This is a genomic window from Proteus alimentorum (assembly GCF_002607735.1).
Taxonomy (GTDB): domain Bacteria; phylum Pseudomonadota; class Gammaproteobacteria; order Enterobacterales; family Enterobacteriaceae; genus Proteus; species Proteus alimentorum.
The window spans coordinates 1-22128 of the sequence record NZ_NBVR01000028.1 but is presented as its reverse complement, the minus strand read 5'-3'; the positions used below and the strand labels follow the sequence as shown (position 1 = coordinate 22128).

At 38.1% G+C, this 22128-nt stretch carries 21 protein-coding genes; 5 read left to right on the top strand and 16 right to left on the bottom strand.

The genetic code is table 11. The features are described 5' to 3' along the window. Positions 1-129: 129 nt before the first annotated feature. The 4 genes from B6258_RS10340 to B6258_RS10325 all read right to left on the bottom strand — a co-directional run bounded on the left by B6258_RS10340 (position 130) and on the right by B6258_RS10325 (position 4625). On the bottom strand, positions 130-633 hold the full coding sequence (locus B6258_RS10340; protein ID WP_099075193.1) for a GNAT family N-acetyltransferase: 504 nt from the start codon (positions 631-633) through the stop codon (positions 130-132). A 127-nt stretch (positions 634-760) separates the two neighbouring features. Next, the gene (locus B6258_RS10335) at positions 761-2107 is read right to left on the bottom strand and encodes an NCS2 family permease (protein ID WP_099075192.1); all 1347 of its coding nucleotides are present in this window, start codon (positions 2105-2107) and stop codon (positions 761-763) included. Between the two features lie 383 nt (positions 2108-2490). Then, on the bottom strand, positions 2491-3678 hold the full coding sequence (locus B6258_RS10330) for an MFS transporter (protein WP_099075191.1): 1188 nt from the start codon (positions 3676-3678) through the stop codon (positions 2491-2493). Positions 3679-3878: 200 nt separating this feature from the next. Further along, on the bottom strand, positions 3879-4625 hold the full coding sequence (locus B6258_RS10325) for a sulfite exporter TauE/SafE family protein (RefSeq protein ID WP_099075190.1): 747 nt from the start codon (positions 4623-4625) through the stop codon (positions 3879-3881). 184 nt (positions 4626-4809) lie between these two features. On the opposite strand from B6258_RS10325, the gene B6258_RS10320 reads away from it, so the two are divergent. Next, a complete protein-coding gene (locus tag B6258_RS10320) occupies positions 4810-5388 on the top strand; it encodes a helix-turn-helix domain-containing protein (protein ID WP_069368071.1) in 579 nt (192 codons plus the stop codon). A 52-nt stretch (positions 5389-5440) separates the two neighbouring features. On the opposite strand, the gene ilvN is transcribed toward B6258_RS10320, so the two are convergent. From ilvN to rbsK, 11 genes are all read right to left on the bottom strand, one after another. Beyond that, positions 5441-5725 carry an acetolactate synthase small subunit gene (ilvN, locus tag B6258_RS10315; protein WP_069368073.1) on the bottom strand — a complete coding sequence of 95 codons (285 nt, stop codon included), beginning with the start codon at positions 5723-5725 and terminating at the stop codon, positions 5441-5443. 3 nt (positions 5726-5728) lie between these two features. Then, positions 5729-7426 (bottom strand): acetolactate synthase large subunit, encoded by a 1698-nt coding sequence (ilvB, locus tag B6258_RS10310; RefSeq protein ID WP_099075189.1) that lies wholly within the window; start codon positions 7424-7426, stop codon positions 5729-5731. Between the two features lie 445 nt (positions 7427-7871). Beyond that, on the bottom strand, positions 7872-9383 hold the full coding sequence (locus tag B6258_RS10300; protein ID WP_099075187.1) for a YfcC family protein: 1512 nt from the start codon (positions 9381-9383) through the stop codon (positions 7872-7874). A 104-nt stretch (positions 9384-9487) separates the two neighbouring features. After that, positions 9488-10435: a carbamate kinase gene (gene arcC / locus B6258_RS10295; protein WP_099075186.1), complete on the bottom strand. Its 948-nt coding sequence runs from the start codon at positions 10433-10435 to the stop codon at positions 9488-9490. Between the two features lie 15 nt (positions 10436-10450). Continuing rightward, positions 10451-11443 carry an ornithine carbamoyltransferase gene (argF, locus tag B6258_RS10290; RefSeq protein WP_099075185.1) on the bottom strand — a complete coding sequence of 331 codons (993 nt, stop codon included), beginning with the start codon at positions 11441-11443 and terminating at the stop codon, positions 10451-10453. A gap of 134 nt (positions 11444-11577) precedes the next feature. Continuing rightward, the gene (speFL, locus tag B6258_RS18555) at positions 11578-11679 is read right to left on the bottom strand and encodes a leader peptide SpeFL (RefSeq protein ID WP_109372621.1); all 102 of its coding nucleotides are present in this window, start codon (positions 11677-11679) and stop codon (positions 11578-11580) included. Between the two features lie 304 nt (positions 11680-11983). After that, positions 11984-12772 (bottom strand): sulfite exporter TauE/SafE family protein, encoded by a 789-nt coding sequence (locus tag B6258_RS10285; RefSeq protein WP_099075184.1) that lies wholly within the window; start codon positions 12770-12772, stop codon positions 11984-11986. Then, positions 12772-13623 carry a MurR/RpiR family transcriptional regulator gene (locus B6258_RS10280; protein ID WP_099075183.1) on the bottom strand — a complete coding sequence of 284 codons (852 nt, stop codon included), beginning with the start codon at positions 13621-13623 and terminating at the stop codon, positions 12772-12774. Before B6258_RS10280 ends, B6258_RS10285 begins: the two co-directional genes overlap by 1 nt. 24 nt (positions 13624-13647) lie before the next feature. Further along, on the bottom strand, positions 13648-15012 hold the full coding sequence (locus tag B6258_RS10275) for a PTS transporter subunit EIIC (RefSeq protein ID WP_099075182.1): 1365 nt from the start codon (positions 15010-15012) through the stop codon (positions 13648-13650). 42 nt (positions 15013-15054) lie between these two features. Then, complete coding sequence (murQ, locus tag B6258_RS10270) at positions 15055-15966, bottom strand: N-acetylmuramic acid 6-phosphate etherase (protein ID WP_099075181.1); 912 nt, start codon at positions 15964-15966, stop codon at positions 15055-15057. Between the two features lie 236 nt (positions 15967-16202). Further along, the gene (rbsK, locus tag B6258_RS10265; protein WP_099075180.1) at positions 16203-17123 is read right to left on the bottom strand and encodes a ribokinase; all 921 of its coding nucleotides are present in this window, start codon (positions 17121-17123) and stop codon (positions 16203-16205) included. A gap of 179 nt (positions 17124-17302) precedes the next feature. Between rbsK and deoC the strand changes: the two genes are divergently transcribed. The 4 genes from deoC (at position 17303) to prfH (ending at position 20865) form a co-directional block, all read left to right on the top strand. Continuing rightward, positions 17303-17971, top strand: coding sequence for a deoxyribose-phosphate aldolase (gene deoC, locus B6258_RS10260; protein WP_099075179.1), 669 nt, complete (start codon positions 17303-17305; stop codon positions 17969-17971). 55 nt (positions 17972-18026) lie between these two features. Next, complete coding sequence (locus B6258_RS10255; RefSeq protein ID WP_099075178.1) at positions 18027-18803, top strand: DeoR family transcriptional regulator; 777 nt, start codon at positions 18027-18029, stop codon at positions 18801-18803. 314 nt (positions 18804-19117) lie between these two features. Further along, positions 19118-20254 (top strand): RNA ligase RtcB family protein, encoded by a 1137-nt coding sequence (locus B6258_RS10250; protein WP_099075177.1) that lies wholly within the window; start codon positions 19118-19120, stop codon positions 20252-20254. After that, positions 20254-20865, top strand: coding sequence for a peptide chain release factor H (gene prfH, locus B6258_RS10245; RefSeq protein ID WP_099075176.1), 612 nt, complete (start codon positions 20254-20256; stop codon positions 20863-20865). The genes B6258_RS10250 and prfH overlap by 1 nt, the downstream gene beginning before the upstream one ends. Before the next feature lie 130 nt (positions 20866-20995). Here the strand turns inward: prfH and B6258_RS10240 are convergent, their stop codons facing one another. Then, a complete protein-coding gene (locus tag B6258_RS10240) occupies positions 20996-22054 on the bottom strand; it encodes a helicase C-terminal domain-containing protein (protein ID WP_099075175.1) in 1059 nt (352 codons plus the stop codon). Positions 22055-22128: the final 74 nt, after the last annotated feature.

The window sequence follows — 22128 nt, the reverse complement described above, 5'->3', positions numbered from 1 at the left end:
ATTTCTCTTTTTCAGTCTAAGCAATGTAATAGACCGTATAAAAACGTAAAACGTTAAGTCATCAAATAAAAAATAAGAAATAAATGACAATAGCAATTAAATTTGAGAGCTAGCTTGTAATGCTAATGATTATTCAATTGTTCTTAACATCGACATCATGACAACATCACAATATTTACCCTCTCTAAAAGCAGCTTTACGACGTACACCTTCAACCTCAAAACCTAATTTCTTATACAGATGCAAGCCCCTTTCGTTGTCTGAATACACTTCTAATTCTAATCGGGTGGCGGCTAACCAATTGAAAGCATAATCAATTGCTGTATTAATCAGTAATTTACCGACACCTTTTCCTGAATATTCAGCACCAACACCAATACCAAAGCTGACAATATGGCGACGACGAGGATGTGAGTCGATTATCAACGCTAAGTGCCCAGCAACTTGGTTATCTATTGTGGCAACAAAATGAGGAATATTTTGCTCTGCAAATTCAAGTAATCGTTTTTTCCACATCGTGACTGAAGGGTAAGGAAATTGGCAAGTGCAAATATATAAATCAGGGTGTGTATATAACTGTTGAATTGCTGATGCGTCGTCAGGTTCACCATGGCGTACTTTTATTTCTTGCATATATTCTACCAAAAATTTAACAACTAGGCTTAATTTCGACAATAGCGAATAAAAGTAGATAAATAAATAGCAAAAAGACGGAATAAAAATATATTCCGCCTTTTGTCTTTAAAACCGATTATTTAAATTAAATTGCCCACTCACCCGCATAAAATGCCACTAGAGCAATAGTAATTAATACGGTGCCAATATTGAGTTTACGCCACTCACCAGCAAAAATGCGTCCAATGACTAAACACCCAAAACCTAACATAATGCCCGTTACAATATTACAGGTTAGAACGATAAATACGGCACACACCATACCAGACATCGCATCAACAAAATCACTGAAATCTAGCTTAGTGACATTACCTAACATCAATAACCCAACATACATCAGTGCAGGTGCAGTTGCGTAAGCAGGCACTAAATAAGAAAGAGGCGATAAGAAAAGGATCAGTAAAAATAAAATACCAACCACTGTTGCAGTTAATCCTGTTTTACCACCAGCAGCTGTTCCTGCGGCTGATTCAACATAAACCGCAGCAGGTGCTGCACCAATAACACCTGCAAAAATACTACTGACAGAGTCAGAAGTCAGCGCTTTTCCGCCATTAATAATTTGCCCGCGTTTATCTAATAAGTTTGCTTGACCTGCAACAGCTCGAATAGTCCCTGTCGCATCAAAAATAGCCGTCATCACTAATGCAAGAACACTTGGTAATACTAAAGGCTGCAAGGCACCTTTAATATCCATCGCAAACAATAAAGAAAGTCCATCTTCACCTAATTGAGGCATTTTAAAGATGCCTTGATATTTCACATTAGGATCAAAAATAAGACCAATAATCGAAATAGCCACAATCACTAATAGCACGCCACCCGGTACTTTACGTTTTTCTAATCCGAAAATAGCGGCTAATCCTGCAAGTGACATCAGAACAGAGAATGATGTAAATTTCCCCATTGCGACGGGTAAACCATCAAACGGGTTTTTAACCACTAGTCCAACACTGTTTGCTGCGATTAAAAGTAGAAAAAGTCCTATCCCTATTCCTGCACCATGTGCGATACCGATTGGAATATTTTTTAAGATCCAAGTGCGAATGCCTGTTAATGAGAAAACGGTAAATAAACACCCCATTAAAAACACCGCACCTAATGCAACGGGCACAGAGATATTTTGTCCTAAGACCAAGCTAAAAGCGGTAAATGCGGTTAATGAAATAGCACAACCAATTGCCATCGGAAGATTTGCCCACAATCCCATTAGAAGAGAGCCCAATCCCGCGACTAAACAGGTGGCAATAAAAACCGCTGTATGTGGAAAACCGGCTTGTCCTAACATGCTAGGAACAACAATCACGGAATACACCATCGCCAGAAATGTCGTCAAACCCGCGATCATTTCTTTGCGAACAGTTGTGCCGCGTGCTGTAAGTTTAAAATAGCTATCCAGTTTACCTGTGCTTGCTGATTGATTAGCAGACATTACATTCCTCTGACATAAAAACGGTTCACTCTCCAAAAAACGAAAACGATTACGTATCAATTGGAATGACCTCTTATTGATAAAAAATTTAAGAGGGAGTCAAAAGCAAACGTTTGGCTTTTCGTGTGGATTGAGTGAGAGAATTTGACGCAAACGATTATCTGGTGCTTTTAGGGTAAGAATCAAGCGAAAAAATACATTTTTAATAAAAATGTCATAAAAAGATAATTTAAAGTTAGAAAAAAAGAAAAAGAGGAAAGTAGCTACCGACTTTCCTCTTTATTCTACTTTTGTATAATCATCCTATATCATGTTTATCTCATAGTAGAAAAATAACTTAATTAATTGTTTTTATTAAATTTAGGTTACACGACATGATAATATTAAGAAGATCTACTATTGAGTGCTTCAACGCCTAGGTTCCAACGTTCCATTGTTGAAACTAAGAATAAACCTGTCATAGCAACCAATAAGAATGGCAGTGAAGATGAAGAAATTTCTGACATCGCGCCAGCCAACAAAGGCCCTGCTAAATTACCCATTCCCCATAACATCGCAGCTGATGCATTAGCGACCATCAAATCATTGCCTGAGAAATATTGCCCTATTTGTACCAATGCAATAGTGTATATCGCACCGGCTGTTGCCCCCAGTACCAGCAATAAAGGCCAAATCAAAAATGCGTGAGACATCGTGAGCGGTAATAATAAGCTTGCAAGTAAAGTCACTACACCACAAATTCGATATAACCGCGTTCTGTTCATATGATCAGCAAGCCAGCCAAATGGCATTTGCATAATGGCATCACCCGCTAAAATAGCGCTTATCATCATTGCGGCAATCGCTTCAGTGTGTCCCATACTTAGGCCATAAATAGGGAACATAGAAAGCACGGCACCATCAAAAAAAGCAAAGAAAACAATACCACCACAGATTGCGGGGGCAACTTTAACAAAGCGGATAATAGAAAAATTAGGCTCTTGCGTATCTTTCGGTAGTTTATCTCCTGTTTTCTGATCCATCATTAAAAACAGGACAATAGAGATAATATGAATAAAGACACTAATTAAAATAGGTGTCTTATCTGCAACCCCATAAAGCGCAATAATTGAAGGCCCTAATAACTGGCTAATAGTAAATACCGTAGTATATACCGCTAAAATTCGCCCACGTTTATTATCGGGTGAAAGCTCATTAATCCACGTTTCTCCTAAACAAATCATCACACCACTGGCAATACCCGTAATTAATCGTAAAGGAAATAGCAACTCTAGAGGTAAACTTCCCATTAAGGGTAGTAAACTTATTGCAGAAACAATAGTGGCTAATAGCATGGCAAAGCGTTTACCAATCCATTGCACAATACGCCGAGCAAAGGGCGAAATAATTAACATTCCAATAGCAGGTGCAGCGGAAATAAGCCCAATGATAGATTCACTAATACCCACTAAATTAAGGCGCAGTGCCACCATAGGAATAGTTAATCCGATAACAATCCCGATAACGCCAATACTTACCGTGATAGTTGTTATCGCAAAAACTTCAGATTGGCGATAATTTTGATGTGACATGTTATTTTGTTTCTGCGAATAACAGAAACCTCAGTAATAAAAGGAAGGTGGTTAAATAAAATATTGTTGTATTATAGGGGATAAGAAATAGATAAACATGCTTAAAAAGTAACATTAACCAGAGAAAGATCTCCGTTTGACTGACGAAGATCTTTGCCTTTCGCAATATTCTCACTTCATCGTTATTTATCCTACAACGCTTAAGAAAAATAACGATAGATAAGCACAGTACCTGATGCCAGTACAATGGTATAAATCACACTCATAAATCGAGCTTTTGACATCCGTAATGTTAAATTGCGCCCTAACCATACACCAGCAAACATAGCCGGCAAGAAAATAGCGGCTAACTTAAGAATATCCAATTGCCAATAAATACCAGCGAATAAGAAAATCACCACTCGTGTTAGTGTGCTAAAGCCAATCAATGTCGTTTGTGTAATGCGAAACTTGTTTTTATCTGCAATTCTACCTGATAAATAGATCGCATATAAAAAACCACCACTGCCAAACAATGCACTAAACACACCACCAATTAACCCAAAAGGGTAAACCAAGCGTTGAGAAAATTGGCTTTCTTGTTTTTTCCAAAATAGGGCATAAATTGCATAACCAGCGGCAAAGAGACCTAAAAGAAGAGAAAGCAAATCAGGTCGTGTAGTTAATAAAATCGTCGCACCGACAAGACTACCAATAATGATAAGCGGAATAAGATAGCGGATCTCTTTAAAATCAGCCTGTTTTCCATCTCTTAAAACATTCACGATGGCGGCACTTAAATCGATTAATGCCAATAAAGGCACTATCATTGAAAGAGGTAAATAAAGTGCTAATACAGGGCCTGCAATTAACGCAGAGCCAAACCCAGCCATACCGAAAACAACATAAGCAAAGAATAAGGTAAGCAGGCAAATAAAAAGATCAGACCAACTGAGCAAGTCCATCATAATAAACCTTGAATAATTATCATTTAAGGAAAGATATTAGCGTAATTATTAAAAATCGAACAGCTACCGTAAGGCTATTCACAAAATACAGCAGAAACAGGATCTCATTTTTCCGAATACGGTTAATTAGTGTTATTATCTAATCGGAATAACACTTTTAAACTAACGATATTTTGAATTGGCAATGAACCCACAACCTCCTAAAAAAACGAATGAATACCTTGGTAATAAAGTCAAACAATTAAGACAGTCTCGAAACTTGTCACTTAATGAGTTATCAAGAAAATCGGGAATATCCAAGGCTGCATTGTCAAAATTAGAATCGGGTGATTCTAATCCTAGAATCGATACCTTAGAGGCTATCGCAATAGCGCTTGGCTTTCCTTTGGGCGATTTATTTAGTTTTACTCGTGAGGAGTACCCTCGTTTAGAACGACATAAACCTATCGTTGGTGATTATGCCCAAGAGTTTAAATTTCGAATTGGCATCGGCAATATTACTGAAATTTGGCATATCGAAATGAAGCATGGCGCAATTATTAATAGCCCAGCTCACGCTGATGGTACTCAAGAACACATCATGGTCTATTCTGGTAAATTAATGATGCGTTTTGATAATGATGAAACGGTTTTATTAGAAACAGGTGATTTTTACGCTTTTCATGGTAATGCGCCCCACTCTTATATTTGTGTGGAAGGACATTTACGTGCGTCTGTGATTATGTCTAGCCCAAATCAACAGCATTACCATCATCGCCCTTAAGCGCTAGATTGACTCTCTCTTAATTCTTAAAGAGAGAGTCAATTTGTATTAATTAATTTAAATAACTTTCCATTTGTTCAAAAACACGTAAATCGTCGCTAAATCTCACTTCTTTTACGTCTTCAAGCTTTTCGACCTGACTCACCATCTGCATTAGGCGATCATCTTTTTGCACTAATAGCCAAATACGGCTTTTATCGCTATTTTTCATCGGTAAACACAAAATACCATCGACGTTAAATGCACGGCGAGCAAATAGCCCACAAATGTGGGTCATAACACCGGGATGGTTACGAACAATTAATTCCAGTGCGATAGGTTGTGATTGTTGTGACATAAATTAAGCTCCTATCATCTCAATATTTGCCGCCCCTGGCGGTACCATTGGAAATACTTTTTCATGAATATCAATCATGACATGAATTAAACATGGACCTGGTTTTTCAATTGCTGCTTTTAAGGCACTTGCAGGATCCGCTTCCTGATTTAAATCACAGGTATCTAAACCAAAGCCTTGTGCAATACGAATAAAATCTGTTTGATAAGGGTAAGCAGCAGCATAAATACGCTCTTCAAAAAACAGCGTTTGTTGTTGGTGAACTAACCCCAATGCCTGATTATTTATCAAAATAATTTTGATATCTAATTGGTGCTCAGCCGCCGTAGCAAATTCTTGAATATTCATCATAATGCTGCCATCCCCCGAGAAGCAGAGGATTTTCTTATGCGGCTCTGCTAATGCGGCACCAATCGCTGCGGGTAAACCAAAGCCCATCGTGCCTAATCCACCTGAAGTTAACCATTGTCGAGGTCGATTTAACGGATACGCTTGTGCTACCCACATCTGATGTTGTCCTACATCCGTCGTAATAATGGCATCATCATCAACACAGTTTGCGGCTGCCAATACAATACCGTAGCCACTCAGCATATTTTCAGCGTTTTTCATCTCCAATGGATATTCTTGTTTCAGTGTTGTAACACGCTCTATCCATTCATTACGTTTGTTTGTATTAATCAATGGCAATAACAGTGATAACACTGATTTTGCATCAGCGTGGATCGCGATATCAGGGCGTTTGATCTTGCTAATTTCAGCGCGATCGATATCCACATGAATAATTTTAGCATTAGGACAAAACTTCTCTGCTTTGCCAATTGCACGATCGTCAAAGCGCGCACCTAATACAATCAACAGATCTGCTTCTTCTAAAATAAAATTGGTACTACGAGTCGCATGCATCCCCAGCATTCCCAAATACAAAGGATGTGAAGGTGGCATTAATCCTAATCCCATTAAGGTCATTGTTGTGGGTAGATTATTTTTCTCTGCTAATTCAATCGCTTCTTTACAGGCTTCAGCGCTAATGATCCCCCCACCTAAATATAAAACCGGATTTTTAGCTTGGTTGATCATTTGTGCCGCTTGTATCACTAAATCAGTATTAAAGGCGGGAACAGGATCTTTTTGTGGAATAGGCGGTAACGCGTCTAATGTAATAGTGGCTTGCTGAATATCTTTTGGTACGTCAACCCAAACAGGGCCAGGTCTTCCTGACATCGCTAAACGAAATGCATCACAAATGATTTCGGGTAAATCAGCAATATCACGTACTAAATAATTATGTTTCGTGATAGGAATAGACATGCCATAAGTATCAACCTCTTGGAAAGCATCGGTGCCAATCATCGCTGAAGACACCTGACCAGTAATACACACCAAAGGAATGGAATCTAATTTAGCATCGGCAATCGCTGTCACCAAGTTTGTTGCACCCGGTCCACTTGAAGCGATACAAACAGCAGGTTTACCATTTGCACGGGCAATACCTTGAGCGATAAAACCAGCACCTTGTTCATGGCGAGTTAAGATATGTCGAATAGATTTACTTTGGCTTAAAGCATCATATAACGGAAGCGCTGCACCACCAGGGATCCCTGCAACTGTCGTAATGCCTTGCCGTTCCAGTAAATAAACGATTAATTGCGCACCAGTAAAGGTTCTACTTGTTGTGCCGTTTTCTTGTTGATCACCCATTTTTCTCTGTCCTTTGTTCTAAGCCGGACTTTATGGGCGGTAGAAAAGAAAAACCCCGCCCGGTTAGTTCGCCGGCGGGGTTTCGAAACTGTGTTGATTCGGACCCGTTACGGCGCTTTGCCGACGACCACCACACGCACGACAACCACAGCCACGATGTGCGCTGTTAGTCGTAGACTTTGTAGTAGATTGGTGATGATCATGGGTTACCTATCAATTAATTTAATGATGTGTTTACGTGTTATCTGTATTTAAAAAAACATAACTTCTACAAATTAACAACCTTTATTTTCGGTTTATTTTTTATCACCACTAAAAACGAGAGCTAGATCACTTCTAGTGAAAATCAAAAAACACCCCTGATTGCAGCATAAAAATCTAGATTAACTCCACATTACAGAATAACCAAAAGTTCGTTTCCCAACGTAAACACATCGACTCAATTTTATAAAAAAGCAACTTGAACCAATAATAATGTTGCCGAAAGTACAAACATAAATATCACCATTGGCATGATAAATTTAAGCCATTTGTTATAGGAGATATCTAGCATTTGTAATGTCGCTAACACCAGTCCGGTAGGCGCTAAGAACAACATAATATATTGTCCCCAGTTATATGCTGAAACCACCATATAACGAGGAACACCGACTGCATCAGCTAATGGCGCCATAATTGGCATCGCTAAAACCGCAAGCCCTGAAGAAGAGGGAACAATAAAACCTAAACAGATAAAGACGACGAGTTGTGCTAATAAGAATAGGCTCGGTGGCATTCCTGCAACCATATGAGACATAAACTCAAGAATGGTATCAGCAATTTTACCTTGCTCCATCACAAGGTTAACCCCTCGCGCTAAACCAATAATTAATGAAACGCCGACTAACTCAGATGCCCCGTGAATAAATCCATCAATGGCTGTTTTCTCTTTTAATCCAGAGAGGAAAATTATGATGATGGCGATAGCAAGGAAAAGAGCGGCCATTTGTGGAAACCACCAGCCCATCTCCATAACACCCCAAACCATAATAGGAAAAGCAGCAACAAATAAGCAGAGGATCACCTTACGACGCCACGAAAATTCTAATATCTCATTAGGATCGTAATGACTTAAAAAGCGCTGTTTAAAACTTTCGGCATTTTCATAGTTATAAGAGAAAGTTGGATCTTTTTTGATCTTCTTGCAATACCAATATAAATAAACCAAAACACCTATCGTACCAATCACCAACCCAATAGTACGAAAGCCGATCCCTTCAATAAAGCTGATCCCTGAAGCATTTGATGCGATAACAACGGAGAAAGGATTTACAGTTGAGAACCCTGCCCCCATTGAAGAGGCAAGGAAAATAGCGCCGACACACACAATAGCGTCATAACCCAAGATTAAGAATATGGGTACTAATATGGGGTAGAAGGCGACGGCTTCTTCTTCAATCCCACAGCTTGTCCCACCTATGGATAATATGATTGTGACACCAAACACCACTAGAAACTCTTTACCTTTGGTTCGATTCGCCAGAGCTGTTAAACCTGCATTGAATGCACCGGTTTTATTAACAACCCCAATCAGTCCCCCCAAGACAAGAATGAAAACAATAACATCAGCCCCCTCTATCGTCCCTTTCACCATACTTTCGGTAATATCCATTATCCCTTTAGGTTGCTGTGCTACGCGTTCATAAGTTCCAGGTATTGCTATCGGTTTTTTAATTGTCCCATCTGTGAATTTATTAATCTCAATAGAGACATTTAAATCATTTAATGTCGCTTGAGTTGCAGGTAATACTTCATGAGAACCATCTATTTTCGCAACCACTAATGATGGCTCCGCTGAGTTATAACTTAATCGTTGATATTCGCCTGCCGGAATAATCCACGTTAAGCCAACCACAATTACTGTAATTGCAAATAAAATAGTAAATGCGGTCGGAAACGCAAACTTTTTAAGTTTCATAAGCGTCCTCGACTTAAATAAGAGGCTACTCTGCCAGTAGAAATAATATCTATCTGGCAGAGTCTATTATTAGAATTAAATTTAAAATGATGATAAGTATGATATTAATCAGAAATAATTGTTGTCCCTGTTTTTCCTTCTAAAGCAGATAATGCATTCTCTAAAGAAGTAATAATCGCTTGTACACCTTTATCACTTTCTTTTAAAAAATTAAGGCAAGCCTCAACTTTAGGTAACATACTTCCTTTAGCAAATTGCCCTTGAGAAATATATTCCTGAGCTTGAGAGAGTGTTAATTTATCTAAATTCATTTGATCTGGTTTATTAAAATTAATTGCGACTTTATCAACGGCTGTTAATATTAATAAAATATCTGCTTTTAATTCTACGGCTAATTTTGAGCTAGAGTTATCTTTATCAATAACAGCATCAATACCTTCTAATAAATCCCCTTTTCGAATAACGGGAATACCACCGCCACCCACAGTAATCACCACAATATTACGTTCAACCAATTGTTTAATAATTGGTGACTCTACAATTTCTAACGGTTTAGGTGATGGGATCACTCGGCGATATCCACGCCCTGCATCTTCCATAAAGTGAAAACCGTGCTCTTTTTGAATCGCCTCAGCTTGCTGTTGAGTATAAAAAGCGCCAATCGGTTTTGTCGGTGATAAAAAAGCCGGATCGTTTTTATCAACAACAACTTGAGTCACAATGGTTGCACAACCATGATTTTTATTCAGATTTCTCGCACATAATTCGTCATTAATAGCCTGTTGTAGATGATAACCAATATAACCTTGGCTCATGGCACCACATTCAGCAAATGGCATATAAGGCGTGCCGATATTCTGTTGTGATGCATAATCCATAGCTAAATTGATCATCCCAACTTGTGGACCATTTCCATGACCAATAATGACTTGATAGCCCTTCTCAACCAAATCCACAATGGGCTTTGCGGTTTTTCGTACTATCTGCTTTTGCTCTAGCGGCGTACTGCCCAATGCATTTCCCCCTAAAGCAATAAATACCTTCTTAGGCATTGTTAACTCCTTGCTTTAGCTTAAAGTCGCGAACATAACGGCTTTAATAGTGTGCATACGATTTTCAGCTTGATCGAAAACTTTTGATTGGCGAGACTCAAAAACATCGTCTGCCACTTCCATTTCACTCAAGCCAAATTTTTGATAAATATCTTCGCCAATGATTGTTAAGCGGTCATGGAATGAAGGTAAACAGTGTAAGAAAATTGCATGAGGATTTGCCATTTTCATCATAGAACCATTGACTTGATAAGCTTTCAGTAAGCGAATGCGTTCGTCCCAAACACTATCTGGCTCACCCATTGAAACCCAAATATCGGTATAGAGAACATCAGCGTCTTTTGCCCCTTTCTCGATATCTTCTGTTAATGTGATAGAACCTTCATTTTCAGCCGCAATTGCGCGACACTCCTTCACAAGTTGCTCTTCTGGCATTAAAGATGCTGGGCCACATGCCGTAAAATGTAAGCCTAATTTGGCACAAACCACCATTAAAGAGTTAGCAACGTTATTACGAGCATCACCAAAGAAAGTCAGCTTGAGCCCTTTTAAATGACCAAAGTTTTCTTCAACGGTTAGCATATCCGCCAACATCTGAGTGGGATGGAATTTATCGGTAAGGCCATTCCATACTGGTACTCCTGATTTCGCCGCCAATTCTTCAACTAATGACTGATCAAAACCTCGATATTCAATACCATCATAGAAACGCCCTAACACGCGCGCAGTATCTTCAATAGACTCTTTTTTCCCCATTTGTGATGAGCCCGGATCAAGATAAGTCACACCCATTCCTAAATCGTAACCCGCAACTTCAAAGGCGCAGCGTGTACGTGTTGAGGTTTTTTCAAATAATAAAACAATATTTTTACCCTCCAAAGAGCGATGAGGAATACCAGCCATTTTTAATGATTTAAAATGTTTAGAAAGCTTTAATAAATATTGAATTTCAGCAGATGAAAAATCGAGTAATTTTAAAAAGCTTCTACCTTTAATATTAATAGACATAATAATCTTATCTCCTAATTATCTTGATAAATAATAGAGTCGAAAATGTTTAATTTTTAAAAATAAATAAACACCACCTAATAACTTAAGCTATTAGGAAATATTCTTTATATTTTGAAAAGGTATAGAGGAATTTATCCGTTAAAAACGGAGAAGTGGAAGCACTGACGTTGTTTATACATCATAATGTGGGCAATACGTCTAATATGAGGTGTTTTCCTATTATTATTTTCCATAATATTAGTACCTTCACTTATAGGTATTAAATGAGGGTTACAGTGAAACATATAGGAATTAATATTAATGTGATTATCATCTCAATTATCTATTTATGAATAAAACCATATACAAGTAGAAATAAAAACAAATAAAACATTTCATTAACACGCATATACTATAGGGATAATTAGGCTTATATTAAAAAACTAATTCAAGCAAATTAATAAGATAATATAAAATATAGCGACTAAAATAATAAGAATTTATTTAGTTATTATTTATTCCATTTTTTAGTGTTAACATTACTGATATCTTTTAACATTAAAATAATTTAGCCAGCATCATCACAGCACTACAAATAATTAAAATCAACGTCGCATACTGAAACATCCTGTCAGGCATTCTGATCAACAACCACTTAGACAACGGAATAGAGATTAGCGAGCCTAAAAATAACAAAAGTGCCAAATGAATATCCGTATGCCCATCTTGCATATAGGCCAGTGCAGAAGATCCCGATAATAATGTTGTGGTAAATATAGAAGTACCAATAGCTTGCTTAATAGAAAGGTTCGCATAACGTAGCAACAATGGTAATACAACCACACCACCGCCTACCCCCGTTGCCCCTAAAACAACTCCGGCTGCAATCGCAGGAAGTAATAACGCTTTTATATTTAAAGGCGCTAACGCTGTATTTTCAACCACAAGGGGAGGTAATGAGAAAAACATTCTCTGTACAAAGAGAAATAGAGAAAAAACAATAGCACTGACAACAAGCGCATTAATTCCCCATTCGACTTGTTGCTGGTACTGCGCTAACGAACCTAAATAATTAACCAAAACACTAGCTAAAAAGGTACTTGGCAGCATTATTCCTAATACAATCATTGCTCTTTTAAAGGGAATATTTCCAAGGCGAAAATGCATATAAGACGAAGTGACCTTCATCAACATAGATAATAAATTGGCTGTTGCCACCGCCATTAACGCATTCATACCAAAGAAATAGGTCAATACAGGCAAAACAATAACACCGCCACCCACACCTGTCGTACTTATAATTAAACCAATAGCCGCACCTACCGCTAATGTGGTGATAAGTAACATTATTGATTTCCTTGCATAACAGCTTCTCGCCCTTTTAATAATGCTTTTTCTGCTGACTCACTCGCTAATGTCATATATTTAAAAAACAGCACATCAAAAGCCACCATTTGTAAAACTTGTGGCGTGATCACCCCTAATTGAGAGTGTTGTTCGTCATAAAAATAAGGCAATGTATGATCTGATAATCGAGTGGCTTCATCTTGTCCAAAACGCGTTAATGCCACAGTTAAACAACCTTCATTTTTTGCTGATTTCAACATCCGATTAATATCAGCAGTATTACCTCGTGCAGTCACGGCAATAGCCAAATCATCCACCGATAAATTGGCAGAATAAGCCAATTGAGCATGAAGATCTGGACTAAATAATGTGTTTTTATTTACACGAATTAATTTATGAAAAATATCGCTCGCCACTACGGCAGATGCACCAATACCAAACAATACAATGCGTTTTGCTGATACCATTTTTTCAGCTAACACATCAATGGTATTAGGATCTAACAACGCTAACGAATCCAAAATAGCGCTAGTAAACAGATGGCCTGTTTTAGAAATAATTAATTCTGTCGGGTCTGTTTTCGCGAGATCACCATAGAGAATATCGCCACTGCTTTTTTGTTGCTTTTCTTCTGAAAGGTAATCAATTTTAAATTCGGGATAACCTCGATATCCCATTTGACGAGAGAAACGGATAACAGAAGCACTACTTACACCCGCTTTAAGCGCCAGATCAGCCGCATTCATACTGGCAATATTCTCACTATTCTCTAAGAGATAATGAGCAATACGTTGTTCTGTACCTTTGCCTTGTATTAGCAAACTTTCAAGCTTTTTGGTCAGTGTCGACATTCTGTTATCCTTTTTATTTCTGACTTATTTCTCTGGATCGGTAAATCCCATTAGCATACTGGCAATAAAACCGACAATCCATGCACCTAATACCGCGATCAGGAACTTAATAATTTGCCCATCACCGACTAATGGAATTAATGATAACCCAGCTGTACCAAATGGAATAATGATCCCAACTTGGAAATATGCCATTAATGCACCACCTGCCGCACCACCAATACATCCTGCAATAAAAGGTTTTCCTAATGGAAGGGAAACACCAAATAATAAAGGCTCACCGACACCGAAAATACCGACAGGCAATGCACCCATTAATGTTTTCTTTAAACGTTGATTTTTAGTACGCAGATAAACCCAGAAACAAGAGCCTACTTGCCCCATTCCACCCATGGCTAAAATAGGGAACAGGTAATTTAAACCAAAAGTATTTAAAATTTCGGTATGAATAGGAATTAGCCCTTGATGCAATCCCGTTAAGAGTAAAAATAAGAAACTTCCCCCTAACGCCGCACCCGTTACAACCGCACCACCACCTTGATTTAAAAGTGATAATGATACGCCTTGTGCTAATAACTGATTAAGATAATGGCCGATAGGTTGGAATATCATAATCGCCACAAGAGAAGAGACTAAAATCGTCACAAACGGCGTTAAGATAAGATCGAGGCTTTCTTTAACGATACGACGAAACCATAACTCTAATTTTGAAGAGAATACGACCACCATTAATACAGCAAAGATCCCACCACTGTTTGGTTGTAATTTCTCACCAAATAAGGTGATATCAGCAAGCCCAGGCATGGCTAATAACCCTGCCATTACTGCACCAATCGACGTTGACGCGCCTAATTCTTTCGCGGTATTTATCCCAATCATAATAGAGAGATAAGCAAATACTGTACTCCCCATTAATTTGAATAATTTAAATAGCTCGGGGAATTGCTCAACTAGGCTCGGTGCGACTAAACGGATAATATTAATTAACCCCATAATCAAACCGCAACCAATTAAAGCCGGAATGGTCGGAACAAAAATAGCCGCTAATGTATTTAGCATACGACGAATTGAGAAGCCTTTTTTCACTGGTGTTGACGCAGGCTCCTCTTCACTACTTGCCGAACTGTTTTGCATACGCTTATTCATAATGGAATACACTTTTGCCGCAGTTCCCATTCCGACAATCACTTGATGCTGTTCGCCATTAAATACAACACCTTTAACGCCTTCGACTTGTTTTAAAGCGTCTGCATCAAATAGCGAACTGTCTTTTAAAATCAGTCGAATACGCGTCATACAATGCGTTAGAGTTGCCACATTTTGAAACCCACCCGCGTGTTTTTCTATTTCTATTGCTAACGTGTCGAGATGTTCTATTTTATTAGCCATATGTGTGCCTGCTAAAGTTCAGAGTGTTTATTCATATTGTTATTAGTTAAATAGGGCTAGTTGCTGTTGTAGGGAACGATAAGGGTATTGCTGTGTAATTTGATCAACTTTCTCCACACTAAGGTGAAGTTCATACATTAAAATGGCTTTTCTAGGATGATAGTTAACCATTTGTAACAGTGTTCTGGCTCTTTCATGTGATATTCCACACACTTCGCTGACAATACCTTCAGCACGACGTTGCAATTTCTCATTACTCGCAATCACATCCACCATCAGGTTTTTATGCACTTTTCCTAGCTTAGTCATTACGCTCGTGCTTAACATCCCCAAAATCATTTTTTGAGCCGTACCACTTTTCATTCTTGTGGAGCCTGTTAACACCTCTGCGCCCACATCTGGTGCAATAGATAAGTCAGCAATTTCACTCATCATACTTTTACCACGCGTCGTGATAGATACAGTCAATGCTTTTAGCTTTTTGCCATATTGCAAAGCCGCGACCGTGAAAGGAGTACGACCACTTGCTGCAATGCCAATAACGACATCTTTTTCACTGACATGACGACGTTGGAGCTCTTCAATTGCCGCCTCTTGGCTATCTTCAATATTTTCAACCGCTTTTAGCATTGCATCATGACCGCCTGCAATGATCGCCTGCACTAATGTCGGAGACACACCAAAAGTAGGTGGGCATTCCGCACTGTCTAATACCGCTAATCGACCACTTGTTCCGGCACCAACATAAAAAATACGTCCACCTTTTTGCAAACGCTCAGTAATTCTTTCTACCGCTTTAGCGATGGCGGGTAATTCTTTTTTAACTGCATTGGCAACAGTCATATCCGCACTATTGATAAGCGTAACCAACTCTAAAGCACTTAATTCAGAAAACTGTGTTGTTTCTTGATTGCTTTCATTTTTAAGACATTCGCTTAATGCATCTTCTTTCATCACAACAACCTTAATGAAACTAAATTTCAATTAAAATTACATCTAATGAAATTACATTTCAACAATGATTATCACCATTCTGTGAAATCAGTCACATTAAGTTAAATTTTTTCTCTATAAGAAATCCAACAATAACTATGAAAAATAAAATAATTTATTGATTTTAAAAGAATTCCACTTGCTCTTTAAATAAAGAAAGCAAGTGGAATACAAAGATGTGATAGTGCAGAAGTGTACTACTTTGCTTGCGCTAAAAACTGCCCAAACTCTTCAATGCTTGGATAAGAAGATTGTGTGCCTTTGCCTGTAACACTTAAACCAGAAAACATCACGGCTTTATTTAACGCTTTCTCAATATTATGGGTGTGAACATAATAATGTGAGAAACAACCAATAAAGGCATCTCCCGCCCCACTGGTATCTATTGCATCAACTTCAATAGCAGGAATATATTTTTCAATTTCGCCATTCATCCATAATGCGCCTTTTTCACCTAATGTCACGATGACATTCTTAAAGCCTTTTTGCAGTAAAGAACAAGCGGCTTCACGAATTTCATCCATTGTGGTGATTGGCATGCTAGTTAAAATTTCAAGTTCTGTTTCATTTGGAACAAAAAAATCACAACGAGCGGCAATATCGAGATCTAATGCTTTTGAAGCAGGAGCGGGGTTAAATAACACAGGAATATGGTATTTGTTACCGAACTCAATAGCGTGATAGACCGTTTCAAGGGGAATTTCTAATTGCAGTACGATTATTTTGCATTTTTTCAGGCTATCTGCCGCTCTATCAATATCTTCTGGCGATAAATGTTGATTAGCACCTTTAACAATTAAAATGCTATTTGATGATTTGGAAGTCACAAAAATAGGTGCAACACCACTTGTTGTACCGGGCACTTTTTCAACATAGCGCGTATTAATACCATAAGACTCTAAATTCATGATGGTATTATCCGCGAAAATATCATCACCCACCTTTGTTAACATCATCACTTTTGAGTTTAATTTAGCCGCGGCAACCGCTTGATTTGCCCCTTTACCACCACAACCAATCTTAAATGCCGGCGCCTCAAGAGTTTCCCCCTCTTTTGGCATCCTATCTATATAGGTGATCAAATCCACCATATTTGAACCAATCACTGCGATATCCATAGCGCCTCTTACTCTTATGTGAAATTTATAAATGTGAAAATAGTGACATTTTGATAGATGTATAACAGTATAATGTTATTTAAATATCATTTGTGATTGTTATCTCGCTAAAACAGCACTAATATGTTGCCAAACTAACATGAGTGATAAATAACAATCTTCTTATTAAGGAATATACTATGCGTCCATTAGCTAATTATATCGATCATACCCTTCTTGCAGCAGATACAACTGAAGCACAAATCAAGAAATTGTGTGCTGAAGCGGCTGAACATGGTTTCTTCTCTGTTTGTATTAACACTTCTTACATCCCTTTAGCAAGAACTTGCCTTGAAGGAAGTGATGTAAAAGTATGTTGTGTTATCGACTTCCCATTTGGCGCTGGTTTAACAGCAACAAAAGCATTTGAAGCGGCTGAAGCTATTCGTCAAGGTGCACAAGAAGTCGATATGGTTATCAATATCGGTATGTTAAAAAGCGGTCGTTTAGACTTTGTCAAACAAGATATTGAAGCAGTAAAAGCCGCCTGTGGTAATACAACTCTGAAAGTTATTTTAGAAACTTGCTTATTAACTGACGACGAAGTACGTTTAGTTTGTGAAATGTGTCGTGAGATCCGCGTTGATTTTGTGAAAACATCAACAGGATACAGTACAATGGGCGCAACAGAACATCATGTTGCTTTAATGCGTAAAACAGTGGGTGATGAAGTCGGTGTGAAAGCATCAGGTGGTGTTCGCGATCGCCAAACAGCATTAAACATGATCAAAGCAGGTGCAACACGTATCGGCGCTAGCGCAAGTGTCGCTATCGTAACAGATTCAGATGCACCTGAATCAAACTACTAATTATTTAGCGTATATTTTCTTGGAGTACGCTATTCGATAACACAAGGATCCTTCGGTGATAGAGACCAAACAGCACGAACGTTTGCGCCGCCTCAGTGAATGTATAAAACGCTCAGGTCGCATACATCTTAAAGACGCCGCGAGGATCCTTGAAGTTTCTGAAATGACCATTAGGCGAGATCTCAGCTCTGACGCTGAAAATCCGTTCCCAATGTCATTATTAGGCGGCTACATTGTTGCATTAGCCCAGCCCCATTCAGGATTAATCTCAACATCCTCTGATATTATTACGCCGGATCAAACTGAAGAACTTCATATCCCTAATCTTGCTGCTGGCATGGTATCTGATGGCGATGTTCTTTTTTTCGATAATGGACAGTTTATTCCCACACTGATTGAGCTTATTCCCGATAACCTGCATTTCACTGGGATTTGTTATTCTCATCGCGTATTTTTGGCATTAAGCCAGAAAAGAAACGCCACCGTATTACTCTGCGGAGGCGAATATCGTCCTAAAAGTGATTCATTCTACAATCCTACCCAACCTTCTTATCTTGATAGCATTAATCCTAAAAAAGCCTTTATTTCTGCCGAAGGTGTTCATCTCGATTTTGGCGTTACCTGTTATAACATTGATGATCTGTACATGAAGAAAAAAGCGATGGATAAATCTATTCGTAAAATCTTATTAACGAAATACCACTATTTTGATGAAACAGCGACAGGCAATATGGGCGATTTAGCGCAATTTGATGTTGTTATCACAGATAGAAAATTAACAGATGATTATGAAGATTATTGCCGAAAAAGCTCTGTGAAAGTGATTTATTAATTAAAAATTAGAGTGCTAACTGAAATGAATAATAAAGAAAGGTTAACCTTAAATTAAATAATTTATATTTATTCTTTTATTAAAAAAATAAAGAAAGTCACACCACTTTTTGATTGCTAATGCAAAAAAAAGTGGTTACTATGCCCGCGATTTATTATTTCTTATCCATTTCACTTAACTGCAAGGAGGTATCCCATGACAACAACAAATATGAATACTCTTTGCGGACAATCTCAGAAGTAATCCTTTTTTCCTTCTTTTTGCTGTCCGCCAATCAATTTATTTTTTATCCTTTACATTATATGGATTGGTATATGGACAAGTGTGTTCATTATTTATCTGATAGCGTTTGTTATATCGCATCGGATAATACTTGGATTGAAAGCAAAGCAATCCAACAACTAGAAACAACGGCTCAACTTCCTGATATGGCTTATGTTGCAGGTATGCCAGACCTACATCCAGGCCGCGGTTATCCTATTGGTGCAGCCTTTTTTTCTGTTAATCGTTTTTACCCTGCCTTAGTCGGAAATGATATTGGCTGTGGCATGACACTCTTTCAAACTGAATTTAAAAACAGCAAACTCAACTTAGATAAAGCAGAGAAGCAGTTGAGTGAAATGAGTGATTTCGCACCTCCAGAATGGCTAGAAGCACATCTACCAACTGAAATGCAAAACCACCCTTTTGCGGGCTCTTTAGGCTCTATTGGTGGGGGGAATCACTTTGCTGAATTCCAACAAATTGACCAAGTGCTTAATGAAACGCTTTTCGCTGCAAGTGGTATCAATAAAAAACAGTTATTGCTATTAGTTCACAGTGGATCAAGAGGTTTAGGACAATCTATCTTACGTGCCCACACAGAACAATTTGGTCACAAAGGACTCATTGCTAACACCAAAGATGCAAATGAATATTTGCAAGCTCACAATAATGCACTTGATTATGCAAAGATTAATCGTCGCCTTATTGGTGAAAGAATGATGTGCCAAATTCGTACTCAAGGTGAAGTTATTTCTGATGTAAATCATAATCTTGTAGAATCTTGTGAATTACATGGTCAACAAGGTTGGTTACATCGTAAAGGCGCAACCCCCGCACATCACGATAGGGTGGTTATTCCGGGATCACGCGGTGATTATAGCTATATTGTAAAACCCATTGTGTCTGAATTAAGCCTTCATTCATTACCTCATGGTGCAGGCAGAAAATGGATGCGTACAGAGTGTAAAGGCCGATTATCACACCGTTTTACACCTTTACAACTTTCACGAACAGCATTAGGTAGCCGTATTATTTGCGCTAATAAACAGCTGATCTATGAAGAAGCACCGCAATCTTATAAATCAATTGAAACGGTGATTGAAAGTATGGTGAGTATTGGATTAATCGAAGTTATCGCGCGTTTAAAACCGGTGATCACCTATAAAACAAGTGGAGAGATGGCGTAATGTTATTACAATTCACCTCCGCACAAGGCCCTGAAGAGTGCTGTTTAGCGGTTGAAAAAGCGTTAAATTATTTTTTGAAATCAACCGCAAAGCAGCAAGTGAACGTCACGGTGCTTGAAAAAGAGCCTTCACGTCATGGCTTAAAATCAGCGTTAGTGTCTCTTGAAGGTACTGATGCACAAGCGATCGCCCAACAGTGGGCAGGCTCTGTACAATGGCAATGTGCAAGCACATTACGACCACGACATAAACGTAAAAACTGGTTTATTGGTGTTGCTTGTTTTGAACAGCCTGATGAAATTAATGACAAAGAAATTACGTTTGAAACCATGCGCTCAAATGGTCCTGGTGGTCAGCATGTTAACAAAACAGAATCTGCGGTCAGAGCAACACATATTGCCACAGGCATTAGTGTAAAAGTGCAATCAGAACGTAGCCAGCACGCGAATAAAAAGCTCGCTAAGCAACTTATTGCATGGCATTTAGAGGCTTATAGGATGAAACAACACGCTTCATTAAATAGCCAGCGCCATATAGCCCATCACCGAGTTATTCGCGGCGATGCCACACTCTGTTTTAGCGGCGATAATTTTGAACTTATCACCAAATAGATATGATTAATTTAAAATAAATCCTAACCTCCTATAAAACGGGTTAAAATTAATAATAAATATTGCACCTAATATAAGATATAAACATAGGTGCAATATTTTTAGCAATCTATTTATTTAAAAAATTATATTATTCGAATAATGCAGGGTACGGATCTTCTGTTTCACTCTCTTTATTCGGTTGACGAAGTTTTGATTGCCAGTCATCGAACTCTTTTGTAGGATCAATCTCTTGATTAAAATATACCGTATCACAACTATCTAATTGGTCTTCAGCACTATATTTATGATAAATAAAAGAAGCTAGCTGATCTTCATCAAATGTTCCTTCAAGATATGGATAATTTATTATCATTTCAGCATCATCCTTCTCTTGTAATAATGTATTTATTTTGCCAAATAAACGATCAATACGACCATTACGCTGTTCATTATCGCCAGGAGTCCAAGCAATTCCATAATGATGAACTTGATGACATTGGAGATGTAAATTCACACCTTCTTTAAAAACAGAAGTTGCTGCTAACACATTAGGATAGAAGGGAGAATTAAATCCAGTTATTAGACGTTCACGATTTGTTGTTTCACCACTAGCGTACCATGCGGGACTATTCAAACTGGTTAATTCACGCCAACTATATTCAAAATCAGTCAATGCGTTTCCTACGATTTTTTCACACAATATTTCAAATGTTTCTATCGCAGAAATAAAATAACGATACATTAAAGAATAAGGTAATTTTTTTTTAACCCATTGAGTAAATTGAGAGTAGCGTTCTTTTACATCAGTTAAAGATCTATTCTTATTTTTAGTATATGTTGATAAATTAAATTCTGTATACCAACAATAAATTTCTATCATGACAGGGCTTGCAAAGATATAACCTTGGCGTAAATAGTTAGCAAAGTTTTCGATAATATGATGGCCATTTTTTTGATTAATCCATTTAATAATCTTATTTTTTGCGGGCTCAGGTAATATTTCAAACATCATTGCCCATGCCGTAGTCAATTCTTGACCATAATTTCGCTCTTCACAATCATTGGGAATAGATAAATTCAAACGTTTATCTCGCGCCGCCTCTCTGTAAGTATCTCGCTCTTTTTTACCTGAACATTGCCTATAATAAAAACAATATCCTTTTTGTTCCCCATCCAAAGCTGGCTCTGCACTGTCACTATTGTCCACTCCCCATTAATTGAGACACTTTAAATTAGAGTTTTCCAACTGTTTTCGATATGCCTCCGGTGGGAGGTGATTTA

Coding starts and splice junctions, on each gene's coding strand:
- B6258_RS10325 (WP_099075190.1), bottom strand. CDS start 4,625: ATGATGGACTTGCTCAGTTGGTCTGATCTTTTTATTTGCCTGCTTACC.
- B6258_RS10340 (WP_099075193.1), bottom strand. CDS start 633: ATGCAAGAAATAAAAGTACGCCATGGTGAACCTGACGACGCATCAGCA.
- rbsK (WP_099075180.1), bottom strand. CDS start 17,123: ATGGATATCGCAGTGATTGGTTCAAATATGGTGGATTTGATCACCTAT.
- B6258_RS10320 (WP_069368071.1), top strand. CDS start 4,810: ATGAACCCACAACCTCCTAAAAAAACGAATGAATACCTTGGTAATAAA.
- B6258_RS10285 (WP_099075184.1), bottom strand. CDS start 12,772: ATGTTACTTATCACCACATTAGCGGTAGGTGCGGCTATTGGTTTAATT.
- ilvN (WP_069368073.1), bottom strand. CDS start 5,725: ATGTCACAACAATCACAACCTATCGCACTGGAATTAATTGTTCGTAAC.
- B6258_RS10330 (WP_099075191.1), bottom strand. CDS start 3,678: ATGTCACATCAAAATTATCGCCAATCTGAAGTTTTTGCGATAACAACT.
- B6258_RS10335 (WP_099075192.1), bottom strand. CDS start 2,107: ATGTCTGCTAATCAATCAGCAAGCACAGGTAAACTGGATAGCTATTTT.
- B6258_RS10300 (WP_099075187.1), bottom strand. CDS start 9,383: ATGAAACTTAAAAAGTTTGCGTTTCCGACCGCATTTACTATTTTATTT.
- B6258_RS10280 (WP_099075183.1), bottom strand. CDS start 13,623: ATGTCGACACTGACCAAAAAGCTTGAAAGTTTGCTAATACAAGGCAAA.
- murQ (WP_099075181.1), bottom strand. CDS start 15,966: ATGAAAGAAGATGCATTAAGCGAATGTCTTAAAAATGAAAGCAATCAA.
- argF (WP_099075185.1), bottom strand. CDS start 11,443: ATGTCTATTAATATTAAAGGTAGAAGCTTTTTAAAATTACTCGATTTT.
- ilvB (WP_099075189.1), bottom strand. CDS start 7,426: ATGGGTGATCAACAAGAAAACGGCACAACAAGTAGAACCTTTACTGGT.
- arcC (WP_099075186.1), bottom strand. CDS start 10,435: ATGCCTAAGAAGGTATTTATTGCTTTAGGGGGAAATGCATTGGGCAGT.
- B6258_RS10250 (WP_099075177.1), top strand. CDS start 19,118: ATGGACAAGTGTGTTCATTATTTATCTGATAGCGTTTGTTATATCGCA.
- prfH (WP_099075176.1), top strand. CDS start 20,254: ATGTTATTACAATTCACCTCCGCACAAGGCCCTGAAGAGTGCTGTTTA.
- speFL (WP_109372621.1), bottom strand. CDS start 11,679: ATGGAAAATAATAATAGGAAAACACCTCATATTAGACGTATTGCCCAC.
- deoC (WP_099075179.1), top strand. CDS start 17,303: ATGCGTCCATTAGCTAATTATATCGATCATACCCTTCTTGCAGCAGAT.
- B6258_RS10275 (WP_099075182.1), bottom strand. CDS start 15,012: ATGGCTAATAAAATAGAACATCTCGACACGTTAGCAATAGAAATAGAA.